Source organism: Chryseobacterium oncorhynchi (assembly GCF_002899895.1).
Lineage (GTDB): Bacteria > Bacteroidota > Bacteroidia > Flavobacteriales > Weeksellaceae > Chryseobacterium > Chryseobacterium oncorhynchi.
In genome coordinates this window covers 33604-55095 of record NZ_PPEI02000007.1, presented here as the reverse complement: position 1 = coordinate 55095, position 21492 = coordinate 33604, and the positions used below count along the sequence as shown (strand labels likewise).

Sequence of the window (21492 nt, the reverse complement as noted above, 5' to 3'; positions counted from 1 at the left end):
AATGAATAAAGAATTTGGCTCAGACTTTCATTATATTTATTCAGAAAAAAAACAGAGTAAATTTCTTGCTCAAAGCAATTTAACTTTATTTTTTTCGGGAAGAGTAGCTATATATAATCTTTTAAAATTTGGAATATCAAAATATAACTGGGAAAAAGTTGGTTTTCCCAGTTATTACTGCCATGAAGTTATAGAGTTTTGTAAGGATTTAGATATTGAAGTTGCTCTATACGAATATAATCCATTAGAGAGTAATTCTATTATTTGGGAGGATAAAGCAGGAACTGTTATTGTTAATGTTAATTTTTTTGGAATTAAGAAAATTGATCTTAATTTTTTAAAGAAAACCGTAGTTATAGAAGATGTAACACATGATTTGCTTAGTGTAGGTCAATCATCTGCAGATTATTATTTTGCTTCATTACGAAAGCAGTTACCTATTGGGGCCGGAGGTTTCTGTATTTTAAAGAAAAATGAGTTTTTTTCCAATGATTTGCAGGTTACTCTAGCTGCAAAAGAGACATATCAAAAAAAAACAACAGCTATGTTCCTGAAAGCTGAATATCTTGCAGGAAAATTAGATAATAATACTTTGTATAGGAAATATTATCTAGATGCTGAAGAAATGTTTGAAAATCCTTTAACAAATTCTTTTTTACCAGAACAGGCAATAGCTCAATTACAGACCCTTCCTATAGAAGATCTAATTGTTATTACACAAAAGAATATATCTTATGGGATAGAAATGATCAAATCTTCTGATAGGTTTAAAATTGTAAATAATCACAATGGTTTTTGCCTTATTCTTTATTGTATAAACTCTGATATTAGAAATGGATTAAGGGAATGTCTAATTCAAAACAAAATTTTTCCTGCTATCTTATGGCCTGGTCAGATTTTTGAAAAAGATATAAATCTGGAAAATAGAATATTGTGCATCCATATGGACTTCAGATATTCTCCGGAAGAAATTAAGCATATATCTAATATAATAAATAGTTTTTTTGAAAATGTATAGATTTGAGATTATTGATAAATCACAATTTGAATGGAATGAGATCGTTAAATCTTCAACAGTTTACGATTTCCATCACACAGCATTTTATCATTCAATAGATAATGACTTTAATAGTAAGCTATTTGTTGCGTATAATAATGATGAGTTTATAGCCTTGCCATTAGTGATAAGACCTATAGAACAAACAGATTTTTTTGACTGTACATCTGTGTATGGCTATGCTGGGCCTATTACCAATCGAGAAAATTTCAATTTAGATCATGGATTTAAGGTTTTTTTTAAAGAATCCTTTAATAAATATTGTTTAGAAAATTCCATTATTTCTGTATTTTCTAGATTACATCCTTTAATTGATAATGCCAATTTTTTTGATAATTTTGGGAAAATAGTAAATGTTAATAAAACAGTAGCTATTGATTTAACTCTTTCACCAGAAGAACAAAGAGTCCAATACAGAAAATCAAATAAATCTGAAATTAATCAGCTAAAAAGAAAGGGCTTTTTAGTTACAGAGGCATTTAATCAAAGTGATATAGATTCTTTTGTTTCTATTTACTATGAAACAATGGAACGAGTAAATGCAGCTCCTAGTTATTTTTTTTCTAAAGAATATTTTAATTCTTTTTTAAATAATGATAATTTTGAAAGTAAGTTATTGTTAGCAAAATATGAAGATAAAGTTACTGCTGGTGCTATTTTTACTATGACAAAAAAAATAATGCAATATCATCTGGCTGGAACTTCGGAACAATATATAAGAGAGACACCTATGAAACTAATATTAGATCAGGCAAGACTCTTAGGAAATGAGTTTAACATGGAGTTTCTACATTTAGGTGGTGGAGTAGGTGGAAGTGATGATGACTCTCTTTTTAGATTTAAATCAGGTTTTTCAAATAAAAAATGTGAATTTAAGATTTGGCAGTATATAATTGATACAGCAAAATATAATAAATTATCAGAAAAGGTAACAGATAAAAATAGTGCCTTTTTCCCACTATATCGTAGTAAATAAAATAAAAAATATTGCATGAATAATAAAATTTGGCTTTCCTCACCACATATGGGCGGCAATGAATTAAAATATATCAACGAAGCATTCGCAGAAAACTGGGTAGCACCGCTAGGTCCGAATGTAAACGGGTTTGAAGAAGACCTTGAGAAATTTTTAGAGAGAAACGCAAAGGTAGCTGTTCTTTCTGCGGGTACAGCAGCGCTTCATCTTGCCCTTATAGAATGCGGTGTACAGCATGGGGATGAAGTAATCTGTCAATCAATGACATTTTCTGCATCTGCTAATCCTATTGCATATTGTGGGGCTGATCCTGTATTTATAGATAGCGAACCCGAAACATGGAATATGTGTCCAAAAGCTTTAAAAGAGGCTATTGAAGACAGAATACAAAAAGGGAAAAAGCCTAAGGCAATCATTGTTGTTCATTTATATGGTATGCCTGCAAAAATGGACGAAATTGTATCCATTGCAGAAGAATATCAAATTCCAATCATTGAAGATGCTGCTGAAGCTTTAGGTTCTACTTATAAAGGGCAGGCTTGTGGAACATTTGGCCGTTTTGGAGTATTGAGCTTCAATGGAAATAAAATTATTACAACATCAGGTGGTGGGGCCTTGGTTTGCCACACACAAGAAGATAAAGATAAAACAGTTTTCCTTTCAACACAAGCAAGAGATAATGCACCTCATTACCAGCACTCTCATATTGGATTTAACTATAGAATGAGTAATATTGTAGCTGGTATCGGAAGAGGACAAATGGAAGTTCTTAATAACAGAGTAGAAGCACGAAGAGCGATGCATGATTTTTATGTAGAAGCTTTCAAAAATATAAATGGTGTAACCATATTTTCTGAACCTGATGGTGATTTTTATTCAAACCACTGGCTTTCAGCAATCATTGTAGATCCTGAAATTACAGGGAAAGACAGAGAAGGATTACGCATGGCATTTTTAGAAGATAATATTGAGTCCAGACCACTTTGGAAACCAATGCACTTACAACCTGTTTTTGCGAATGCTCCATATTATGGTGAAAATATCTCTGAAAAGTTATTTGATAATGGATTATGCCTGCCTTCAGGTTCTAATTTGTCAAATGAAGACAGAGAAAGAATATTGAAAGTAATCAATTCCTATTTCGGATCTTAAAATACTTTTCAAATAAATGAATCAGTATAAATATTGGAAAATTCTTTTTGATTTTATCTTTGCGATAATTCTGACTGTTTTTCTGCTGCCACTACTGATTGTTTTATTTATCATTGCTAGCTTAGACACTTCTTCTAATGGTATTTTTTTTCAAAAAAGAATTGGAAAGTATGGAAAGACTTTTACCATTTTTAAGTTTAAAACAATTCATCAAAAAACAAAGAATTGTTCCAAAATTGGGCAAGTTCTCAGAAAATTCAAACTAGATGAACTTCCTCAGTTGTTCAATATTTTAAAAGGTGATATGAGCTTTGTTGGACCGAGACCTGATATTGAAGGATATTATGATAAACTTAAAGGTAATGATAGGAGAGTACTGGAATTAAAACCGGGATTAACCTGTGAAGCAAGTATAGTATACAGAGATGAGGAAAATCTTTTAAAAAAACAAGAAGATCCTTTGAAGTACAATGATGAAGTATTATTTCCGCATAAAGTAAAAATGAATCTGGAATATCTGGAACATTTATCTTTTAAAAATGATATTAAAATTCTTTTGAACACCCTATTAATTATAGTAAAATAAAATTTATACAGAATTCCCCTGCCATTATGAAAATAAAAGAAACCCCACTTAAAGATTGTTACATTATAGAACCTACCGTATTTGAAGATGATAGAGGTTACTTCTTTGAAAAATACAATGAAAAAAGGTTTGAGGAACTTACCGGTATGAATGGACATTTCGTTCAGGACAATATTTCAAAGTCTTCTTATGGTGTCTTAAGAGGATTACATCTTCAGAAAGGAGAACATGCACAGGCCAAATTGGTATCATGCCTTGAAGGGAGTGTATGGGATGTTGCAGTAGACCTTAGAGAAGATTCTCCAACTTTTGGTAAATGGTTTGGTATTGAGCTTACAGCTGAAAATAAGTTACAGCTTTATGTTCCTAGAGGTTTTGGACACGGATTTTCTGTATTAAGTACCAATGCTGTTTTTTCTTATAAATGCGATAATTTTTATAATAAAGAATCAGAAGGCAGTGTGAAGTTTAATGATCCTGATATAGGTATAGACTGGAAGATCGATGAAAAAGATGCCGTTTTATCTGAGAAAGATGAAAATGCACCAAGTTTTAAAGAAAAAAACTTTTAAAGTATAGTATTGAAAACCACTTTTTTAAAGTGGTTTTTATTTTTATAATCGTTACTATTCAATATTTTGTATCTTTGCAGACTCAAAATCAAAAAGATGCGTACAAAATCTGTAGGGAAGAAGAAAATCAATGTAGTTACTCTTGGATGTTCCAAGAATGTATATGATTCTGAAGTATTAATGAGCCAGCTGAAAGCCAATGGTAAGGAAGTGGTTCATGAAGACCGCGGAGATATTGTGGTTATCAATACTTGTGGATTCATAGATAATGCAAAGGAAGAATCCATTAATACTATCCTTGATTATGTTGAAGCCAAAAACAGAGGTGAAGTAGAAAAGGTATTCGTTACTGGTTGTCTTTCCGAAAGATATAAACCAGATTTGGTGAGAGAAATTCCTGATGTAGACCAGTATTTTGGAACAAGGGATCTTCCTATTTTATTAAAACATCTTGGTGCAGATTACAAGCATGAATTGGTTGGAGAAAGATTAACAACTACTCCAAAGCATTATGCATACCTGAAAATTTCTGAAGGTTGTGACAGACCGTGTTCTTTCTGTGCAATTCCATTGATGAGAGGAGGTCATATTTCTACACCTATCGAAAAGCTGATGTCTGAGGCTCAGAAATTAGCAAAAAAAGGAACAAAAGAATTAATTCTTATTGCCCAAGATCTTACTTATTACGGTTTGGATCTTTATAAAAAACGAGCTTTAGGAGATCTATTAAAAGAGTTGGTAAAAGTAGAGGGAGTGGAGTGGATCCGTCTTCATTATGCTTTTCCAAGCGGATTTCCGGAAGATGTTTTAGATATTATCCGTGAAGAACCTAAAGTTTGTAACTATATAGATATTCCACTTCAGCATATCAATTCTGACTTGTTGAAATCCATGAAGAGAGGTACAACCCACGAAAAGACAGATGCACTTTTGGCTAAATTCAGAGAGAAAGTTCCTGATATGGCTATTAGAACAACTCTTATTGTAGGATATCCGGGGGAAACGGAAGAAAGATTTCAGGAACTTAAGGATTGGGTTAAAGAACAAAAATTTGACAGATTAGGATGCTTCACGTATTCCCATGAGGAAAATACTACTGCACACGTATTAGAGGATGATATTCCGCAGGAAGTAAAGGAAGCAAGAGTAGAAGAAATCATGGAGTTGCAGTCTCAAATTTCTTGGGAAAAGAATCAGGAAAAAGTAGGTAAGACATTCAAATGTGTTTTTGATCGTAAGGAAGGAAACTATTTTATCGGAAGAACAGAGTACGATTCTCCGGATGTAGATAATACTGTTTTAGTGTCAGCAGAAGATACTTATATCTCTATTGGAGAGTTTGCAGATGTGAAGATTACTTCAGCAGAAGAATTTGACTTATATGGTGAATTAGCCTAAAATATAAATGGCTATTAATCAGGAATAAAGTCATGTTTTTTTAAGCTTAAAAATTTGAAATATTACTAGAATTTAACATAAATGATTTAAGTGATGAAATATTTATGTTATTGATTTTTAGTTAGTTATAATTATTGTATATTAAGATTTTTTAATTTCTCTTTATAAAGTATATAAATTAAAAAATTATGTCTTAAATTTGCACTAAGCAATGTTTTTAAATCATATACTTTCAACAAGTTATTTGTTTAAATGTAGCTGAAAAATTCAAAAAAATCTGATTTTTTTTATTTATATTGGCTTATAATAATAACAAGTTGAGATGTATCTTCCTCTTTGGAAATATTGATGAAAAATAATGTAATTAAAATCTTTAAAAACTTATGAAAAAATTTTTATTAACAGCAATTATGCTTGTTGGCCTTTCGGCCCTTTCTAAGGCTCAACAGGGGCGAGTGGGGATTAACACAACCACACCTGCCGCAACTTTAGATGTAGTAGCTAATATTACAGATAATACAAGACCTGATGCCTTATTAGTCCCTCGTATGACAAGAGCGCAATTGATAACTAAAGACAATGCTTATACAGCAGCTCAAAATGGAGCACTTGCTTTCGTTACAACAATAGACGGTACTGTTACGACCAAAACAACAAATGTTACAGCTGCTGGCTTTTATTACTATGATGGCCAAACTACTAACACTTGGATTGCAGTTGGTGGTGCTGTAGCTGTTCCATTTAGATTAAACTTAGCACAAGGTGCTACTACAGGTTATAACTGGACAAATTCTAATTTTGATTATTGGGAATTTACTACAGGAACTGATTTGACTTTACCTACCCCCGCTTCTTATAACGGAAGAAGAATTCACATTAGAAACCAAACCGGAGGTAACCTTACTTTTGCTGGTACTGATGGAGTAGGTACTCCTAAAGGAATGTCAACTCTTACCCCTATTTCAGCTATTGAAATTTATAGTAATGGTACAAATTGGTATATAATTTCTGGTAGAAACTAATAAAACATAATACAATGAAAAATAAATTTTTAAATATTTTTGGTGGACTTTTACTATTAGCTGGTGCTTCTGCCAATGCCCAGATTTTAACTAACTCAAATGTAGTTACTTCCTTGACGGGGACTAACTATTTTCTAGATGCAAGTAACTTTGAAGGTCTGGCTAATAAGAGTAATGGTAGAGGAATGGGGTTCCCTAGAACAAATCTAACAACGTTCCAGTTCAATACTTCACCAATGGACAATGATGTTACCTTGTCTAATTTCGATGGTATGGTTGTATATAATTCTGCAACAGGTAATACTCTTACTGGTCAAGGTATCGTTACAGCTGTTATTCCAGGATTTTACTATTTCTCAAATCCAGGTAATCCAGGTAACATTACTAATGGTAGATGGGTACCAGTAGGAGGAGCATCTCCTAAAGTAACTATCGGAACTTCTGAGACAACTACAAATACAATTATAAACGTTAGCCCTGGTGTTGATAAGCAAGTTTATGCTATCAAAGGATCTTTTACTACAAATGGAACATCTACCACAGTTAATATTCCTTCTCCTTCAGGTATGACTTCTTTATATGGTATTACAATCTATAAGACTACAGGTACGGGTAATAAAGTAGTTTATTCAAGAGACCTTTATTCTTATAACTTGGGAGCTACAGCTAATGCTGTTACAGGTTCTCCAAGCATATCTGTTGTTTATCCTGCTGATACATATGATTATGTATTAGAATACATTAGATAAGATTTATATTTTAATTATATAATGAAAACCAATGAGCATATCATTGGTTTTTTTGTTTTTAATATGTTGAAAAAGATTAAGAATATTGTTTAAAGCATTTAAGTACTCTTAAATCCATTATTTCTATAGAACTCTTAAGTTAATAATACACCTTATTTAAGTCTGTTTTTAAAGCTATATGATGGAACATATTAATTCTTTTTATTGTTTGTCATCTCTTGTTTCTGAAATATAGCTAGAGTAAATATGAATATATTTTCAATAAAAAACTTTTTAAGCTGATCTTAAAAACTTATTTTTGAGGAATATATTCAGAGAAGATGATCTTTTTTTAAGCCTGATGATATAAATTAACTTTAAAAATTGAGTTGAAATTTCAGGAAATCTAATTTTTGATGTTAACACTGCTGTTAAAAAAAAAAGAAAGATGATGCTTTATGCCTCCAAAGTATTACTATCAGAGACTTTCAGGATATTGAAGATCTTAAATGTTTTTTGTTTCAAAGCTGATTTTATTTCTATTCTTATAATTTTGTGAATTTTATAAAATCTTGATTATTAGTTATTTATAATATTTATTTTTTTAAATTATGCATGAATTAGTTAAATATATTAACATTTACCTCTTTTTTTTAACACTTTTTAACAGTGTGCTTTAAAATCCCTATTCATAGGTGGTTACAAGTTCAATTAACATATGTTTTGGTTTTCGTTAACAGTTTTTAACAATTGGAATAGGGAGTTAATGAGATTCCTGATACTTTTGCCCTGTCAAAACCAATAAAATTTCAAAATGATGAAAAGATTCATTCTCGTAATCATAATGATGATTTCAACCTTAGGTATTTATTCTTTTACGAATAACGCCTTAGATGCGAAAAAAACAAGTTATGCATCGTACTACCACGATAAATTTAACGGTAGAAAAACTGCTAGCGGAGAAATCTTTGATAACTCAAAGTTTACTGCAGCAAACAGAACGCTTCCTTTTGGAACAAACGTTAAGGTTACTAACCTTAAGAATGGTAAAGAAGTAATAGTGAGGATCAATGACAGAGGACCTTTCCATTCATCAAGATCTTTAGACATGTCTAAAGCTGCGTTCGATGAGATCGGAGATATCAACCATGGTACAATTCCGGTCGAATATGAAATTGTCGATTAATCTTATGATTTAAATTATGAAAAGCCAGCTGATTCAGCTGGCTTTTGCGTTTATAGGTGTTTATTATTATAGATCTAATTCTAATAGAGCAGGGCAATGGTCTGAATGTACTGCTTCCTTTAAAATAACAGCTCTGCTAAGCTTGTCTTTTAAACTATAAGAAGTGAAGTTATAATCTAATCGCCAGCCTTTGTTTCTAGCCCTTGAATTTTGTCTGTAACTCCACCATGTATAGTTGTCAGGATCATTATTAAAAAACCTGAAACTATCTATTAGTTCACATTCATTCATAAAATTGGTCATCCACTCTCTTTCCATAGGAAGAAAACCTGAAACATTCTTTAGGCCCTCAGGATTGTGAATATCGATAGCCTCATGGCAAATATTAAAGTCACCAGATATAATAAGGTTTGGAATTTCTTTTTTTAAATTTTTGATATACGCTAGAAAGTCATGGCAAAACTGCATTTTAAATTCAAGCCTTTCAATATTGGAAGCAGAGGGAACATACACTGAAATAACAGAGTATCCGTCAAAATCAGCACGGATGATTCTTCCTTCATTATCATAGCTTTCAATACCGCAACCATACTCTATATGATTAGGTTTTGTTTTTGAGGCGATTCCGACGCCGCTATAGCCTTTTCTTACTGCTGAATGCCAATAACTGTGGTATCCTGATTTTTCAAGGCTTTCGATGTCTATTTGGTCATTTCCGGCCTTGCTTTCCTGAATGCAGATAATATCCGGGTCTGCAATTTTTAGCCAGCCCAAAAAATCCTTGGTAAAGGCTGCCCTGATTCCATTGACATTATAGGTGATTAATTTCATAAAGAATAGTAAATTTTTTCAAATGTAAGGAAATAAAAAAGTCGATTTTGAATTTCAAAACCGACTTTTATCTTTTTTAGTAAGATATTTTATTTTTTAAAAACTGTTTTACCGTCTTTTGTCAGTTCAATTTCTTCACCTTTTCCTCTAAGTTCATAATGGTCATTCTTATACCAGATTCCAGATGCGGGCTTTTGTCCTTGTAATTCAATCGTTTCTTTGTTAAAGACTACTGTAGCAGTATTTTTAGTGTTGTTGAAAGTCATTTCCAATGTTTTTCCACTATTGTCCTTTGATGTACTTTTTACAATTTCATCCTTATTACCGGAAACAGCTGCGGAATCAGATGGTTTTGACGCAATGCTGTCTGTGGTTGCAGATGAAGAATCTGTTGCACTCTTTTCTTTATTACATGAAGTTAAAAATAATGCGGCTAGTGTTGCTGTAATAAAAATGGTTCTTTTCATAGGTTTATATTTATTTATGGATGTTTCTTACCATGCAAAATAAATGCCTTAAATAAAGAAGCGGAAAAAATCAATTGATTTTTTCCGCTTTAAACCTAAAATTAAATAAACTACTTGGGTTCTAAAACACAGATAGGAATAATACATTCTTCCAGTGAAATTCCACCATGTTGGTAGGTTTCTTTATAGTAATTTACAAAATGATTGTAATTCTTTGGATAAGCCAGGAATATATTGTTTTTAGCAAAGATATACTTCGAGCTTAGGTTTCCTTTTGGAAGGAAAAGTTTTTCAGGATTGGTAATAGCCCATACATCGCTATCATCGTATGTTAAACTTTTACCGGTTTTATATCGGATATTAGTAGAGGTTTCTCTATCTCCAACAACTTTACTTGGTTTTTTAACGTAAACTGTTCCGTGGTCTGTTGTAATGACTAATTTATAGCCATTTTCTGCCGCTGCTTTAACAATTTTCAGTAATGAAGAATTTTCAAACCAGTTGAATGTCAGTGATCGGAATGTTTTATCATCACGGATCAGCTGATCTACAATATGGTTATCGGTTTTAGCATGGGAAAGGATATCAATAAAGTTATATACGATCACCAAGAGATCATTGTTTTTATGTTGATTAAAATCATCATAGATTTTTCTTTCAAAATCAGCGTTCAGTACTTTAAGATACTTCATGGATTTGTTCCCAATACCAATTCTTTTCATTTGATCTTCCAAGAAATCACGTTCAAATTCATTCTTGTTTCCTTCTTCATTGTCATTAAACCATTTTTCAGGGAAACGTTTTTCAATCTCTGATGGCATTAATCCTGCAAAGAAAGAATTTCTTGCATATTGTGTTGCAGTAGGGAGAATACTATAGTAATAATCCTCCGAAATTTTATTATAATATTTCGTGAACAAAGGCTCAATAACTTTCCATTGATCGAAACGAAGATTGTCTACCATTAATAAGAGTACTTTATCTTTTTCAACTTCAGGCTTTACTTTTTCTTTGAAAAGGGTATGACTCATCATTGGCTTGTCAGAATCAGTTAGCCAGTGTTCATAATTTTTTTCAATAAACTTTGCAAACTGGATGTTGGCCTCCTCTTTTTGAGATTGTAGAAGATCGGCAAACTCATTATCTGCTACCTTGTCAAATTTAATTTCCCAGCTAAGGATCTTCTTGTAATATTCAGCCCACTCCTGGTACGTTCTCAAGTAAGAAAGTTCCATGGAAAGATTTCTGAATTCCTGTTGGTATTGTAAAATGGTTTTTTGTTCTACCAAGTTGTCCTCCTGAAGATTTTTCTTTAAGGAAAGTAATATCTGATTAGGATTGACAGGCTTTAATATATAATCGGCAATTTGAGAGCCAATGGCTTCTTCCATGATGTGTTCCTCCTCACTTTTGGTCACCATTACAATTTTTAAGGAATTATCTTTTTCCTTGATCATAGGGATGGCTTCCAACCCGGAAATGCCAGGCATATTTTCATCAATGAGCGTTAAAGCAAATTTTTCTGAATCCATAAGTTCCAAAGCCTCATTCACGTTGTTAACAGGGGTTACCAGGTAACCTTTTTTCTCTAAAAATACGATATGAGGTTTAAGTAAATCTATTTCATCATCGATCCATAATATCTTTTCTGACATAATTTATTTTTTACATGATTATTGTATCAAAATGTTGACCAATTCCTTTTAAAATCTCACAAAATCGAAAGTTTAAAAGTTAAATATTAGTTAAATGAAAATCTCTGAGGGCATTTTCTGTATATCCTCTGTTATTCATTGTTTTTTATATACATCAAAGCTCTTTCCAACACTTCATCCTTTCCATTTTTGATTCCGTCCACTGTAGGCTTTATGAGGATATCGGGAATGATCCCAATTCTTTGGGTTTCTCTACCATCCGGATAATAAGCACCAAGACCGGTGAAGCATGTGTCCAGATCCGCAAGCTTAAATCTGATGATATCTCCGTTGGCCCCCGAAGTATTACTTCCTATTATCTTTGCTTTTGGATGTTGTTTGAACATCATAGTGGTGGTTTCAGCCTGGCTTTGAGTATTCTCATCTACCAAAACTATTACATTTCCTTTATAGTGTTCAGGATTTTTTTTTCCGATGCTGTTTTTTCTGCTGTAAAATTTACCTGGATAATTGGTTTCAGGGAAATTGAATTGATAATAAATAGTTGCTTGTGGAAGCAAAATCTCACTTAAAGGCAGAATTGTCAGTTTAGGATAATTTCGAAGATCAAAAATAATGGACTTTGTAGATCGTAGATTTCTGTACATCTCATCCAGATCTTCCTTGGTGATCACTCCCATATTAACATACCCAATTTTCTTTTCCTGATCCAGAAATTTCCACTTTTGAAGAGTTGGATTTTTCTTACTGATAATATCTTTAAGGAAATATGTTTTGGCCACAACTTCCATATTCTGTCCATCTCTTTCCAACTTAACGGAAATAGAATCCATATTATTGAAAAGAAGTTTACTTTTCACCTTATTTACTTTCCCCCAGGAATTAGATGCAGAAATATATTTCCCATAGCTGTTGACCATTTCTGGAATAGTTTTGCCGTTAACGTCATAAATAATATCTCCTACATAGAAAGGGGTTTTCTCATGAAATCGATTGGTATTTATTTTTGTTATGATTAATTTTCCCTCTGCATAAGAATATTCCACAGGAAGTTTTCTGTTACCATATTGATTAAGGCTTACCAGTGTTGAAAAAAGAAAGGCGTGTGAATCATCTATTTTTGCTACCAATTCTGCTAAAGTCAAGTGATAATCTTTATCATTCTGAACAGTAAGAAATTTTGGAATCATTTCTCTCAGAACATCATTCCAGTTTTGATCAGTTTCATATTTATAAGGAAAGAAATATTCTACATAATTCCAGTATCTGAATAGTTCCAGCAAACTGATTGATCCGGAAGTAAATTTTGATCCATAGGAATCTTCATTTCTGAAGTATATTTTTCTTCCACCTTTTCCTATATAATGATTACTTCCAATATTGCGGTTAGTTTCAATATAATGAAGCTTTTGAGCAGTGCTTTCAGTAAATATATCGGTATTGTCTATCCAGCTTAGATCAAAGTTTTTCAAAAAATAAGTTTTGTTATCCTTTTGTAAGCATTCCTTACATTCTTCTACTTTTCCCAAACTGTCAATCCAGGCAGCGTATAAATTGTTTAACCCGGTTTTATCATGAATGCTTTCAATCTCATTGATTTTTTTGAGAAGTTGCTTATCCCAGTTTATATCACCTTTTGCTACATGTGGATGGTAATATTTCAAAAATCCCCAAACTTTGCAGAGGGATTCCAGTTTTTGATTTTCAGATAAAATCTGTGCAGAACAATGTAGACTTAAAAATAATAAAATGAAAAAAAGATATTTTCTCATCAAAAGGTATTGGGTTTTCTCAAAGATAAATTTAAAAAATAACAGATGCAATGGTTATTACAGAATATTTGATAAGATAAATATGTTGGGGTAGAAAGAGGTGATTTTTGTATTCAATAAACAGTTTCGATTTTGAGTAATTGCTATTTCATAGTAACATTAAGCCTGACTCTTTACTCTTCTAACTTTTTACTCCCTGCTATTAATACTAATTTAATCATCCCTAAAATTTAAAATCCCTAACTTTGTTTACTAATATTGACGATTCAATGCAGAATAAGCTAAAAATTATCAACGATCCTGTTCACGGGTTTATCAAAATTCCACACGAAATTTTATTCGATATTATTGAACATCCTTACTTCCAGAGACTGAGAAGAATAGGACAAACCGGACTTTTGAATCTTATTTTTCCCGGAGCGACGCATACGAGGTTTCATCATGCCTTAGGAGCTATGCATTTGATGTTTACAGCACTAGAAACATTAAGGCAGAAAGGTGTCAAAATCTCTGAGGAAGAAGAAAAAGGAGCAATGTTGGCAATTTTAATGCACGATATCGGACATGGTCCGTTTTCCCACGCACTGGAAAGTATGCTAATGGATGACTGGCATCACGAAAACCTTTCGCTGTTGCTCATGAATAAATTAAACGAAGAGTTTGATGGGCAACTTTCGATGGCTATTGAAATGTTTCAGGGAAAATACCACAGAAAATTCTTCAATCAGCTTATCTCATCTCAATTGGATGTAGACAGGCTGGATTATCTGAATAGAGATAGCTTTTTTACAGGAGTTTCGGAGGGAAATATTAATACCCAAAGAATTATTTCCATGATGAATGTCTGTGAAGAAGGAGAGCTGGTTATCGATGCAAAGGGAATATATTCTATTGAAAACTTTTTAACGGCCAGAATGTTCATGTACTGGCAGGTATATTATCATAAGACATCAGCTCTTGCAGAGTTTCTATTGGTTAAAATTCTTGAAAGAGCAAAATATCTGATCTCTCAGGGAGTAGAACTGCCTGCAACGGATAATCTGAAGTATTTCTTATACCGTAGTAAAAGCTCTGCAACCAATGAAGATGTAGAAAGATTTACCCAACTAGACGATAATGATATCATTCAGGCAATGAAAGAATGGCAGAACTCTGATGATTTTGTACTGTCTTATTGGTGTAAAAGTGTCATTCAGAGAAATCTTCCCAAAACAATTATTTCATCACATCCATTCAACGATGAAATTATTAATGAAAAAGTAAAAAATACCAATGAATTTTTTGGTATCAATAACGGAAAAGAATTGGTTCAGGAGATAAAAAGAAAGCTTTTACCTTATGATACAGAAAAGCAACCGATCTATTTATTGCAAAAAAATGGCAGAAGAATGAAACTTCATGAGTCTGAAGATCAGCTTTTATCAGGATTAATGGTAAACAAAACAACACGCTATATCCTTATGTTTCCGAGAGATATCTCTAACTAGATTCTTAAATAATATTAAAATTTACGATCTGAAACCAAAAAATGTTTGCAAATTATAGAATTTCTTATCTTTGCAGAATATGGAATTTACAGCTTCGCAAATTGCAAGTTTTATTGACGGAAAAATAATAGGTGACGAGACTGCACTTATTACAGGGGTTTCTCCAATTGAAAATGGAGAATCAGGACATCTTTCTTTTATAGCACAAGATAGATTTTCTCATTTTTTGGATACCTCAAAGTGCTCTGTTATCATCGTTTCGGAAAAACTTCTGAATGAAAATAGTTATGCCCCTACCTTAATCGTTGTAAAAGATGCCTACTTATCTTTTCAGGTCCTGATGAATTTGTATCAGGAAATGAGAGGAAGAAAAGAGGGTATTGAAGATGGCTCATCCATCCATGATACAGCCGTAATAGGTGATAGAGCTTATATAGGAGCATTTACATATGTTTCTGAAAAAGCCAAGATCGGGGAGGGTTCACAGATCTATCCACATGTATATATAGGAAAAGGAGTGAAAATTGGTAAAAACTGTAAAATTGACAGTGGAGCCAGAATTTACGACTACTGTATTATTGGAGATAATTGTGTGATTCACTCCAATACGGTAGTAGGAGGTGATGGTTTTGGGTTTCAACCGACAGCTGAAGGGTTTAAAAAAATTCCACAGCTTGGAAATGTCATTATTGAAGATGATGTAGAAATCGGTTCAAACTGTAGCATCGATAGAGCAACAATAGGCTCTACTATCATTGGGAAAGGAACAAAAATTGATAATCTGATTCAGATTGCTCACAACGTGAAAATTGGTCAGAATAATGTAATTGCAGCGCAAGCAGGAATAGCAGGTTCTACTACCATTGGGGATTGGAATCAAATTGGAGGTCAGGTAGGAGTTGTTGGACATATCAAAATCGGAAACCAAGTGAAAATTCAAGCTCAGAGTGGCGTGAACTCCAGTGTTAATGATAGAGAAACGTTGTATGGTTCACCAGCAATCAGCTATAATGACTATTTGAGAAGCTATGTTCACTTCAGGAATTTACCCGGAATAGTCAACAGAATAAATAATCTTGAGAATAACTCAAAAGATAATACTAATGAGTGATATGCAAAAAACGCTTCAGGAAGAGGTAACTCTTTCTGGAATAGGCCTTCATACTGGTAAAGAAGTAAAACTTACCATCAAACCCGCAAAGGAAAATACGGGATTTGTATTTGTAAGAACCGATTTGGAGGGACATCCTCAGGTTGAAGCTGATGTTAATTATGTAGTAGCAACAGAGAGAGGTACAACATTAGAAAAGCTTGGCGTAAAAATTACTACCTGTGAGCACCTTTTGGCAGCATTGGTTGGTTGTGATATAGACAACGCAGTGTTGGAAATGGATGCTTCAGAGCCACCTATCCTTGATGGATCTTCAAAATATTTTGTAGAGGCTATCGAAAGTGTAGGGGTTGTGGATCAAAATATTGCCAGAGAATATCTGGTCGTAAAAGAAGTTCTTACGTACAGCGATCCGGCTACAGGTTCAGAGATCACAATCATTCCTTCAGATACTTATGAAGTAACAACAATGGTAGATTTTGGAACTAAAGTTTTAGGAACTCAAAATGCTACTCTTAAAAATATCTCCGAGTTTAAAGACGAAATCTCTTCAGCAAGAACATTCAGTTTCTTACATGAATTGGAAATGCTTTTAGACCACGGATTGATCAAAGGGGGAGATATCTCCAATGCGATCGTGTATGTAGATAAGGATCTTACTCCGGAAACTACAGAAAAATTAAAGAAAGCCTTTGGTAAGGATAATGTTTCCATCAGACCAAACGGTATTCTAGATAATCTTAACCTAAACTATCCTAACGAAGCAGCAAGACACAAATTACTGGATGTAATTGGTGATTTAGCTTTGGCAGGTGTGAAAATAAAAGGTAAGGTTATTGCCAACAAACCAGGACACTTTGTGAATACTCAATTTGCGAAGAAATTAAACCGTCAGTGGAAATTGCAGAAAAAGAAAAACGTTCCGGACTTTGATTTAACTAAAGAGCCGGTATTTGATATCAACGGAATTATGAAGCTTATGCCTCACAGACCTCCGTTCTTATTAATCGATAAGATTCTTGAACTTTCAGACTCTCATGTAGTAGGACTGAAAAATGTAACAATGAATGAACCTTTCTTTGTGGGACATTTCCCTAAGGAACCTGTAATGCCTGGAGTTCTTCAGGTTGAAGCTTTGGCTCAAACAGGGGGTATCTTAGTCTTGGCAAGTGTTCCCGACCCAGAAAACTATTCTACTTACTTTATTAAAATTGATAAAGTGAAGTTCAAGAGAAAAGTAATTCCGGGAGATACGCTTATATTCAAAATTGAATTGATTGAGCCTATCAGAAGAGGTATCGTTCACATGCAGGGGTACGGATATGTAGGAGACACAGTGGCAGTAGAAGCAGAGCTTATGGCTCAAGTTGCAAAAAATAAAGTTGATTAAATGATTCATCAATTAGCAGCCGTAGATAAACGCGCAAAAATCAGCAAAAATGTAATTGTAGAACCTTTTACTACAATTGCTGGGGACGTAGAAATTGGAGAAGGAACATGGATTGGTCCAAATGTTACCATCATGGATGGGGCAAGAATAGGGAAGAATTGTAGAATTTTTCCCGGGACTGTAATCTCTGCAATCCCTCAGGATCTGAAATTTGATGGTGAAGACACCCAGGTAATTATCGGTGATGATACAACGATCAGAGAATGTGTTACGGTAAACAGAGGTACAAAAGCCTTAGGTCATACTAAAATAGGGGCTAACTGCCTTATTATGGCTACTTCACACATTGCACATGACTGCGTCATCGGAGATCACGTTATCATTGTAAACGGTTGTGGTATTGCAGGACATGTGGAGATTGGAGATTACACTGTAATGGGAGGTTTATCGGCTGTTCACCAATTTGGTAAAATTGGGAAACATGTAATGATTTCCGGAGGTACTCTGGTAAGAAAAGATATTCCACCTTACGTGAAAGTAGCTAGAGAACCAATGTCTTATGCAGGTATCAATTCCGTAGGTTTAAGAAGAAGAGGATTTACTAATGAGAAGATTTTCGAAATTCAAAAAATCTACAGAACAATTTTCCAAATGAAAATGAACGTTTCCCAAGCGTTAGCATACATTGAAAAAGAAATGCTACCTACTGCTGAAAGAGATGAAATCCTACAGTTTATCCAAAACTCTCCAAGAGGTATTGTGAAAGGCTATGGAACCACCAAAGAAAGCAACTAATAAGTAGTTGAAATGGCAAAAAGGTAAAGAATGCTGAGAAAGCACATTTGCTTATAAGAGCCAATAAAAACTAAACAAAAGAATAATTATATATTAATGGCAACAAGTAACGATATCAGAAAAGGTCTTTGCATCGAATATAGCAATGATATTTTTAAAGTAATTGAGTTTCTTCACGTAAAACCAGGAAAAGGTCCTGCATTCGTAAGAACAAAACTAAAATCTGTGACAAATGGAAAGGTATTAGATAATACATTCTCTGCTGGTCACAAAATTGATGAAGTAAAAGTAATCACAAGAAAGTTCCAGTATCTTTACGATGATGAGAACGGTTTCCACTTCATGAATAACGATGATTTTTCTCAGTTATATTTAAATAAAGAAATGATTGAAAACTCAAACTTGATGAAAGCAGGTGAAGAAGTGACAATCATTTTGAAAGAGGCTGATGAAACTCCACTTTCTGCTGAACTTCCTCAATCTGTATACTTAGATGTTATTGAGGCTGATCCGGGAGTAAAAGGAAACACTGCTACAAACGCGCTGAAAAACGCAATCGTTGAAACAGGTGCAAGAGTAATGGTTCCTTTGTTCATTGAACCAGGAGACAGAATTAAAGTAAGCACTGAAGACGGTAGCTACTTAGAAAGAGTAAAATAATAAATAAAATTTACATAAATTCGGTTTGCACTAGCACTCCGAATTTTGTTTTATAAGAAAATCTATTGTTATGAGATTTCATTCTCCACAAAAGCTTAAAACAATTGCAGATTTAATAGGCTCCAAATTTGTTGGTCCAGAAGATTTTGAGGTACTAGGTTCCAACGAAATCCATATGGTGAAGCCGGGAGAGATTGTATTTGTCAATCATCCCAAATATTATGACAAGGCATTAAATTCTGCTGCCACCATTATCTTAATTGATAAAGAAGTAGAGTGCCCGGAAGGAAAAGCACTTTTAGTTTCTGATGATCCGTTCAGGGATTTTAATAAGATCAATACTCATTTTACAAGAATTTATAACTTCACAGAAGAACTTCATGATGTAGAAATTGGTGAGGGTACAAAAATTCACTCATCTGCTGTTATCGGAAACAATGTGAAAATTGGAAAAAATACTTTAATTTTTCCAAATGTTGTCATCGGCGACAGATCAGTTATTGGGGATAATGTCATTATTCAATCTAATACAGTTTTGGGTGGTGATGCTTTTTATTACAGAAAATTAAATGGGAATTTTGACCGTTTAATCTCAGTAGGAAATGTGGTTATTGAGAACAATGTAGAAATCGGTAATGGATGTACCATTGATAGAGGAGTTACAGACTCTACTATTATTGGGGAGGGTTCTGTTTTGGATAATCAAATTCAAATCGGACACGATACAATTATTGGAAAAAAATGTCTAATAGCTTCTCAGGTTGGAATTGCAGGATGTTGTGTGATTGGAGATGAGGTAACATTATGGGGACAAGTGGGTATGGCTTCAGGCAATAAAATTGAGAGCGGATCTGTAATTTTAGGGAAAACCGGAGTGAACAGAGATCTTGAAAAAGGAACCTATATTGGGATGTTTGCAGAAGATTTCAAAACATATCTGAAAAAAGAAGTAAAACTGAGAAATCTCAAATAAACAATTCCAAAGGTTTTATCCAAATTCAAAGAAATTTGAGTAAATTTGTGAGCATTAATAAAATAATAAATAAATTAAAACAACAATAAAATGTCAATTTTAGTAAACAAAGATTCTAAAGTAATTGTACAAGGATTTACAGGGAATGAAGGTACTTTCCATGCTAGTCAGATGATTGAATACGGAACTAATGTAGTAGGTGGTGTTACTCCAGGAAAAGGAGGTAGCGAGCACTTAGGAAAGCCGGTATTTAATACAGTAGCTGACGCTGTTGAAAAAGCAGGAGCAAACGTAAGTATTATTTTCGTACCACCAGCATTTGCAGCAGACGCTATCATGGAAGCTGCTGAAGCAGGGATCAAAGTAATTGTATGTATTACTGAAGGTATTCCTGTAGCTGATATGGTAAAAGTAAAATCTTACATTGCTGACAGAGAGTGCAGATTAATTGGACCAAACTGCCCTGGAATCATTACTTCTGAAGAAGCTAAAATTGGTATTATGCCAGGTTTCGTTTTCAAAAAAGGAAAAGTAGGTATCGTTTCAAAATCAGGTACACTTACTTACGAAGCTGCTGATCAGGTAGTAAGAGCAGGTTACGGTATTTCTACTGCAATCGGTATCGGTGGTGACCCAATCATTGGAACTACTACAAAAGAAGCTTTAGAATTATTTATCAACGATCCTGAAACTGAAGCTGTTGTAATGATTGGAGAAATTGGTGGTGGACTAGAAGCTGAAGCTGCTAGATGGTACAAGGCTAGCGGATCTACTAAGCCAGTTGTTGGATTTATCGCTGGACAAACAGCTCCAAAAGGAAGAACAATGGGACACGCTGGTGCTATCGTAGGTGGTGCAGAAGATACAGCTCAGGCAAAAATGGAAATCATGAGAGAGAATGGTATCAACGTTGTTGATTCTCCTGCTGATATCGGTGCTACTGTAGCTAAGATCCTAGGATAATATAAAAAAACCAAATCATATGAAGAAAATTTTATTAACCTCAGCTTTGGCTATTTCCGCTTTTTCTTTTGCCCAGGTGCAATGGAAGAATACAAGATTTGGTCTTACAGGAGGTTTAAACTATTCCAGAGTATCTAATGCCCATAATCCCTCAGGCCCTAGATACACTTTCCAAGGTGGAGCTTTGGCTTTAATTCCTGTAGGAAAGGCAAATCAATTCTTTATACAACCGGAAGTTCTGTACTATGGTGCAGGAGAAACCGGGAAAGATAAGGATGCAAAAGGAAGGGATGGCTATGATGCAGTTTATGCAAACAACTATCTGAGTGTACCGCTTTATTTTAAAGGATACTTTTCAGAATCTGAATCTGAGTTTTTTGGTCTATTAGGGCCAAGATTTAACTTTTTGGTAAGCCAGGATGTTAAGAATGTTCCTGCGAACAGACCTTACTATGATCCGGATGTTACTGATCCTGCACAACCAGCAGGAGTAAACGGAAAAGCGAAAAGCTTTAACTGGGGAATAGGGCTGGGAATAGGATATAGCTATAAGAGACAACTCGAAGTAGCTGTAAAATATGACTTAGGTCTTTCTGATACTTACCCTGGTCTTGTAAAAGAAATTAAGGGAACTAATAAGAAAAAATCAGAGCAGGTTGTTGCACTTACCTTAAGCTACATATTCAAATAAATCATTTATTCAGAATATAA

21 protein-coding genes are annotated in these 21492 nt (G+C 33.7%); 17 read left to right on the top strand and 4 right to left on the bottom strand.

Translation table 11 applies throughout. The features are described from left to right. Nucleotide 1: 1 nt before the first annotated feature. From C1638_RS19230 to C1638_RS19190, 9 genes are all read left to right on the top strand, one after another. Nucleotides 2-1018, top strand: coding sequence for a hypothetical protein (locus tag C1638_RS19230; RefSeq protein ID WP_109623571.1), 1017 nt, complete (start codon nt 2-4; stop codon nt 1016-1018). Further along, the gene (locus C1638_RS19225; protein WP_123838403.1) at nt 1005-2033 is read left to right on the top strand and encodes a GNAT family N-acetyltransferase; all 1029 of its coding nucleotides are present in this window, start codon (nt 1005-1007) and stop codon (nt 2031-2033) included. Before C1638_RS19230 ends, C1638_RS19225 begins: the two co-directional genes overlap by 14 nt. A 15-nt stretch (nt 2034-2048) precedes the next feature. Next, nucleotides 2049-3185, top strand: coding sequence for an aminotransferase class I/II-fold pyridoxal phosphate-dependent enzyme (locus C1638_RS19220; RefSeq protein WP_109623569.1), 1137 nt, complete (start codon nt 2049-2051; stop codon nt 3183-3185). A 16-nt stretch (nt 3186-3201) separates the two neighbouring features. Next, the gene (locus C1638_RS19215; RefSeq protein WP_109623568.1) at nt 3202-3771 is read left to right on the top strand and encodes a sugar transferase; all 570 of its coding nucleotides are present in this window, start codon (nt 3202-3204) and stop codon (nt 3769-3771) included. Between the two features lie 26 nt (nt 3772-3797). Continuing rightward, on the top strand, nt 3798-4343 hold the full coding sequence (gene rfbC / locus C1638_RS19210) for a dTDP-4-dehydrorhamnose 3,5-epimerase (RefSeq protein WP_109623567.1): 546 nt from the start codon (nt 3798-3800) through the stop codon (nt 4341-4343). Between the two features lie 96 nt (nt 4344-4439). Beyond that, nucleotides 4440-5741: a 30S ribosomal protein S12 methylthiotransferase RimO gene (gene rimO, locus C1638_RS19205; protein WP_109623566.1), complete on the top strand. Its 1302-nt coding sequence runs from the start codon at nt 4440-4442 to the stop codon at nt 5739-5741. A gap of 383 nt (nt 5742-6124) precedes the next feature. Continuing rightward, a complete protein-coding gene (locus C1638_RS19200) occupies nt 6125-6763 on the top strand; it encodes a hypothetical protein (RefSeq protein ID WP_109623565.1) in 639 nt (212 codons plus the stop codon). A 113-nt stretch (nt 6764-6876) separates the two neighbouring features. After that, nucleotides 6877-7512, top strand: a complete 636-nt coding sequence (locus C1638_RS19195) for a hypothetical protein (protein WP_228428222.1) — start codon at nt 6877-6879, stop codon at nt 7510-7512. Nucleotides 7513-8305: 793 nt separating this feature from the next. Then, on the top strand, nt 8306-8677 hold the full coding sequence (locus C1638_RS19190) for a septal ring lytic transglycosylase RlpA family protein (RefSeq protein ID WP_106914920.1): 372 nt from the start codon (nt 8306-8308) through the stop codon (nt 8675-8677). 66 nt (nt 8678-8743) lie between these two features. Here the strand turns inward: C1638_RS19190 and C1638_RS19185 are convergent, their stop codons facing one another. The 4 genes from C1638_RS19185 to C1638_RS19170 form a co-directional block, all read right to left on the bottom strand. Further along, entirely contained in the window at nt 8744-9508 is a 765-nt protein-coding gene (locus C1638_RS19185) for an exodeoxyribonuclease III (protein ID WP_109623563.1), read from the bottom strand. Between the two features lie 89 nt (nt 9509-9597). Next, the gene (locus tag C1638_RS19180; protein WP_109623562.1) at nt 9598-9975 is read right to left on the bottom strand and encodes an MliC family protein; all 378 of its coding nucleotides are present in this window, start codon (nt 9973-9975) and stop codon (nt 9598-9600) included. 110 nt (nt 9976-10085) lie between these two features. After that, a complete protein-coding gene (gene porX / locus C1638_RS19175; protein WP_109623561.1) occupies nt 10086-11630 on the bottom strand; it encodes a T9SS response regulator signal transducer PorX in 1545 nt (514 codons plus the stop codon). Nucleotides 11631-11761: 131 nt separating this feature from the next. Beyond that, a complete protein-coding gene (locus tag C1638_RS19170) occupies nt 11762-13402 on the bottom strand; it encodes a S41 family peptidase (RefSeq protein WP_109623560.1) in 1641 nt (546 codons plus the stop codon). Between the two features lie 269 nt (nt 13403-13671). On the opposite strand from C1638_RS19170, the gene C1638_RS19165 reads away from it, so the two are divergent. From C1638_RS19165 to C1638_RS19130, 8 genes are all read left to right on the top strand, one after another. Continuing rightward, nucleotides 13672-14889, top strand: a complete 1218-nt coding sequence (locus C1638_RS19165; RefSeq protein ID WP_076352565.1) for an HD domain-containing protein — start codon at nt 13672-13674, stop codon at nt 14887-14889. Between the two features lie 79 nt (nt 14890-14968). Then, a complete protein-coding gene (lpxD, locus tag C1638_RS19160; RefSeq protein ID WP_109623559.1) occupies nt 14969-16000 on the top strand; it encodes a UDP-3-O-(3-hydroxymyristoyl)glucosamine N-acyltransferase in 1032 nt (343 codons plus the stop codon). Then, complete coding sequence (locus C1638_RS19155; RefSeq protein WP_076352563.1) at nt 15993-17390, top strand: bifunctional UDP-3-O-[3-hydroxymyristoyl] N-acetylglucosamine deacetylase/3-hydroxyacyl-ACP dehydratase; 1398 nt, start codon at nt 15993-15995, stop codon at nt 17388-17390. Before lpxD ends, C1638_RS19155 begins: the two co-directional genes overlap by 8 nt. After that, nucleotides 17391-18185, top strand: a complete 795-nt coding sequence (gene lpxA / locus C1638_RS19150; RefSeq protein ID WP_076352562.1) for an acyl-ACP--UDP-N-acetylglucosamine O-acyltransferase — start codon at nt 17391-17393, stop codon at nt 18183-18185. Nucleotides 18186-18281: 96 nt separating this feature from the next. Further along, entirely contained in the window at nt 18282-18845 is a 564-nt protein-coding gene (efp, locus tag C1638_RS19145; RefSeq protein ID WP_109623558.1) for an elongation factor P, read from the top strand. Between the two features lie 70 nt (nt 18846-18915). Further along, the gene (locus tag C1638_RS19140; protein ID WP_109623557.1) at nt 18916-19818 is read left to right on the top strand and encodes a UDP-3-O-(3-hydroxymyristoyl)glucosamine N-acyltransferase; all 903 of its coding nucleotides are present in this window, start codon (nt 18916-18918) and stop codon (nt 19816-19818) included. A gap of 90 nt (nt 19819-19908) precedes the next feature. Continuing rightward, nucleotides 19909-20781, top strand: coding sequence for a succinate--CoA ligase subunit alpha (gene sucD / locus C1638_RS19135; RefSeq protein ID WP_109623556.1), 873 nt, complete (start codon nt 19909-19911; stop codon nt 20779-20781). Between the two features lie 19 nt (nt 20782-20800). Then, nucleotides 20801-21472 carry a porin family protein gene (locus tag C1638_RS19130; protein WP_109623555.1) on the top strand — a complete coding sequence of 224 codons (672 nt, stop codon included), beginning with the start codon at nt 20801-20803 and terminating at the stop codon, nt 21470-21472. Nucleotides 21473-21492: the final 20 nt, after the last annotated feature.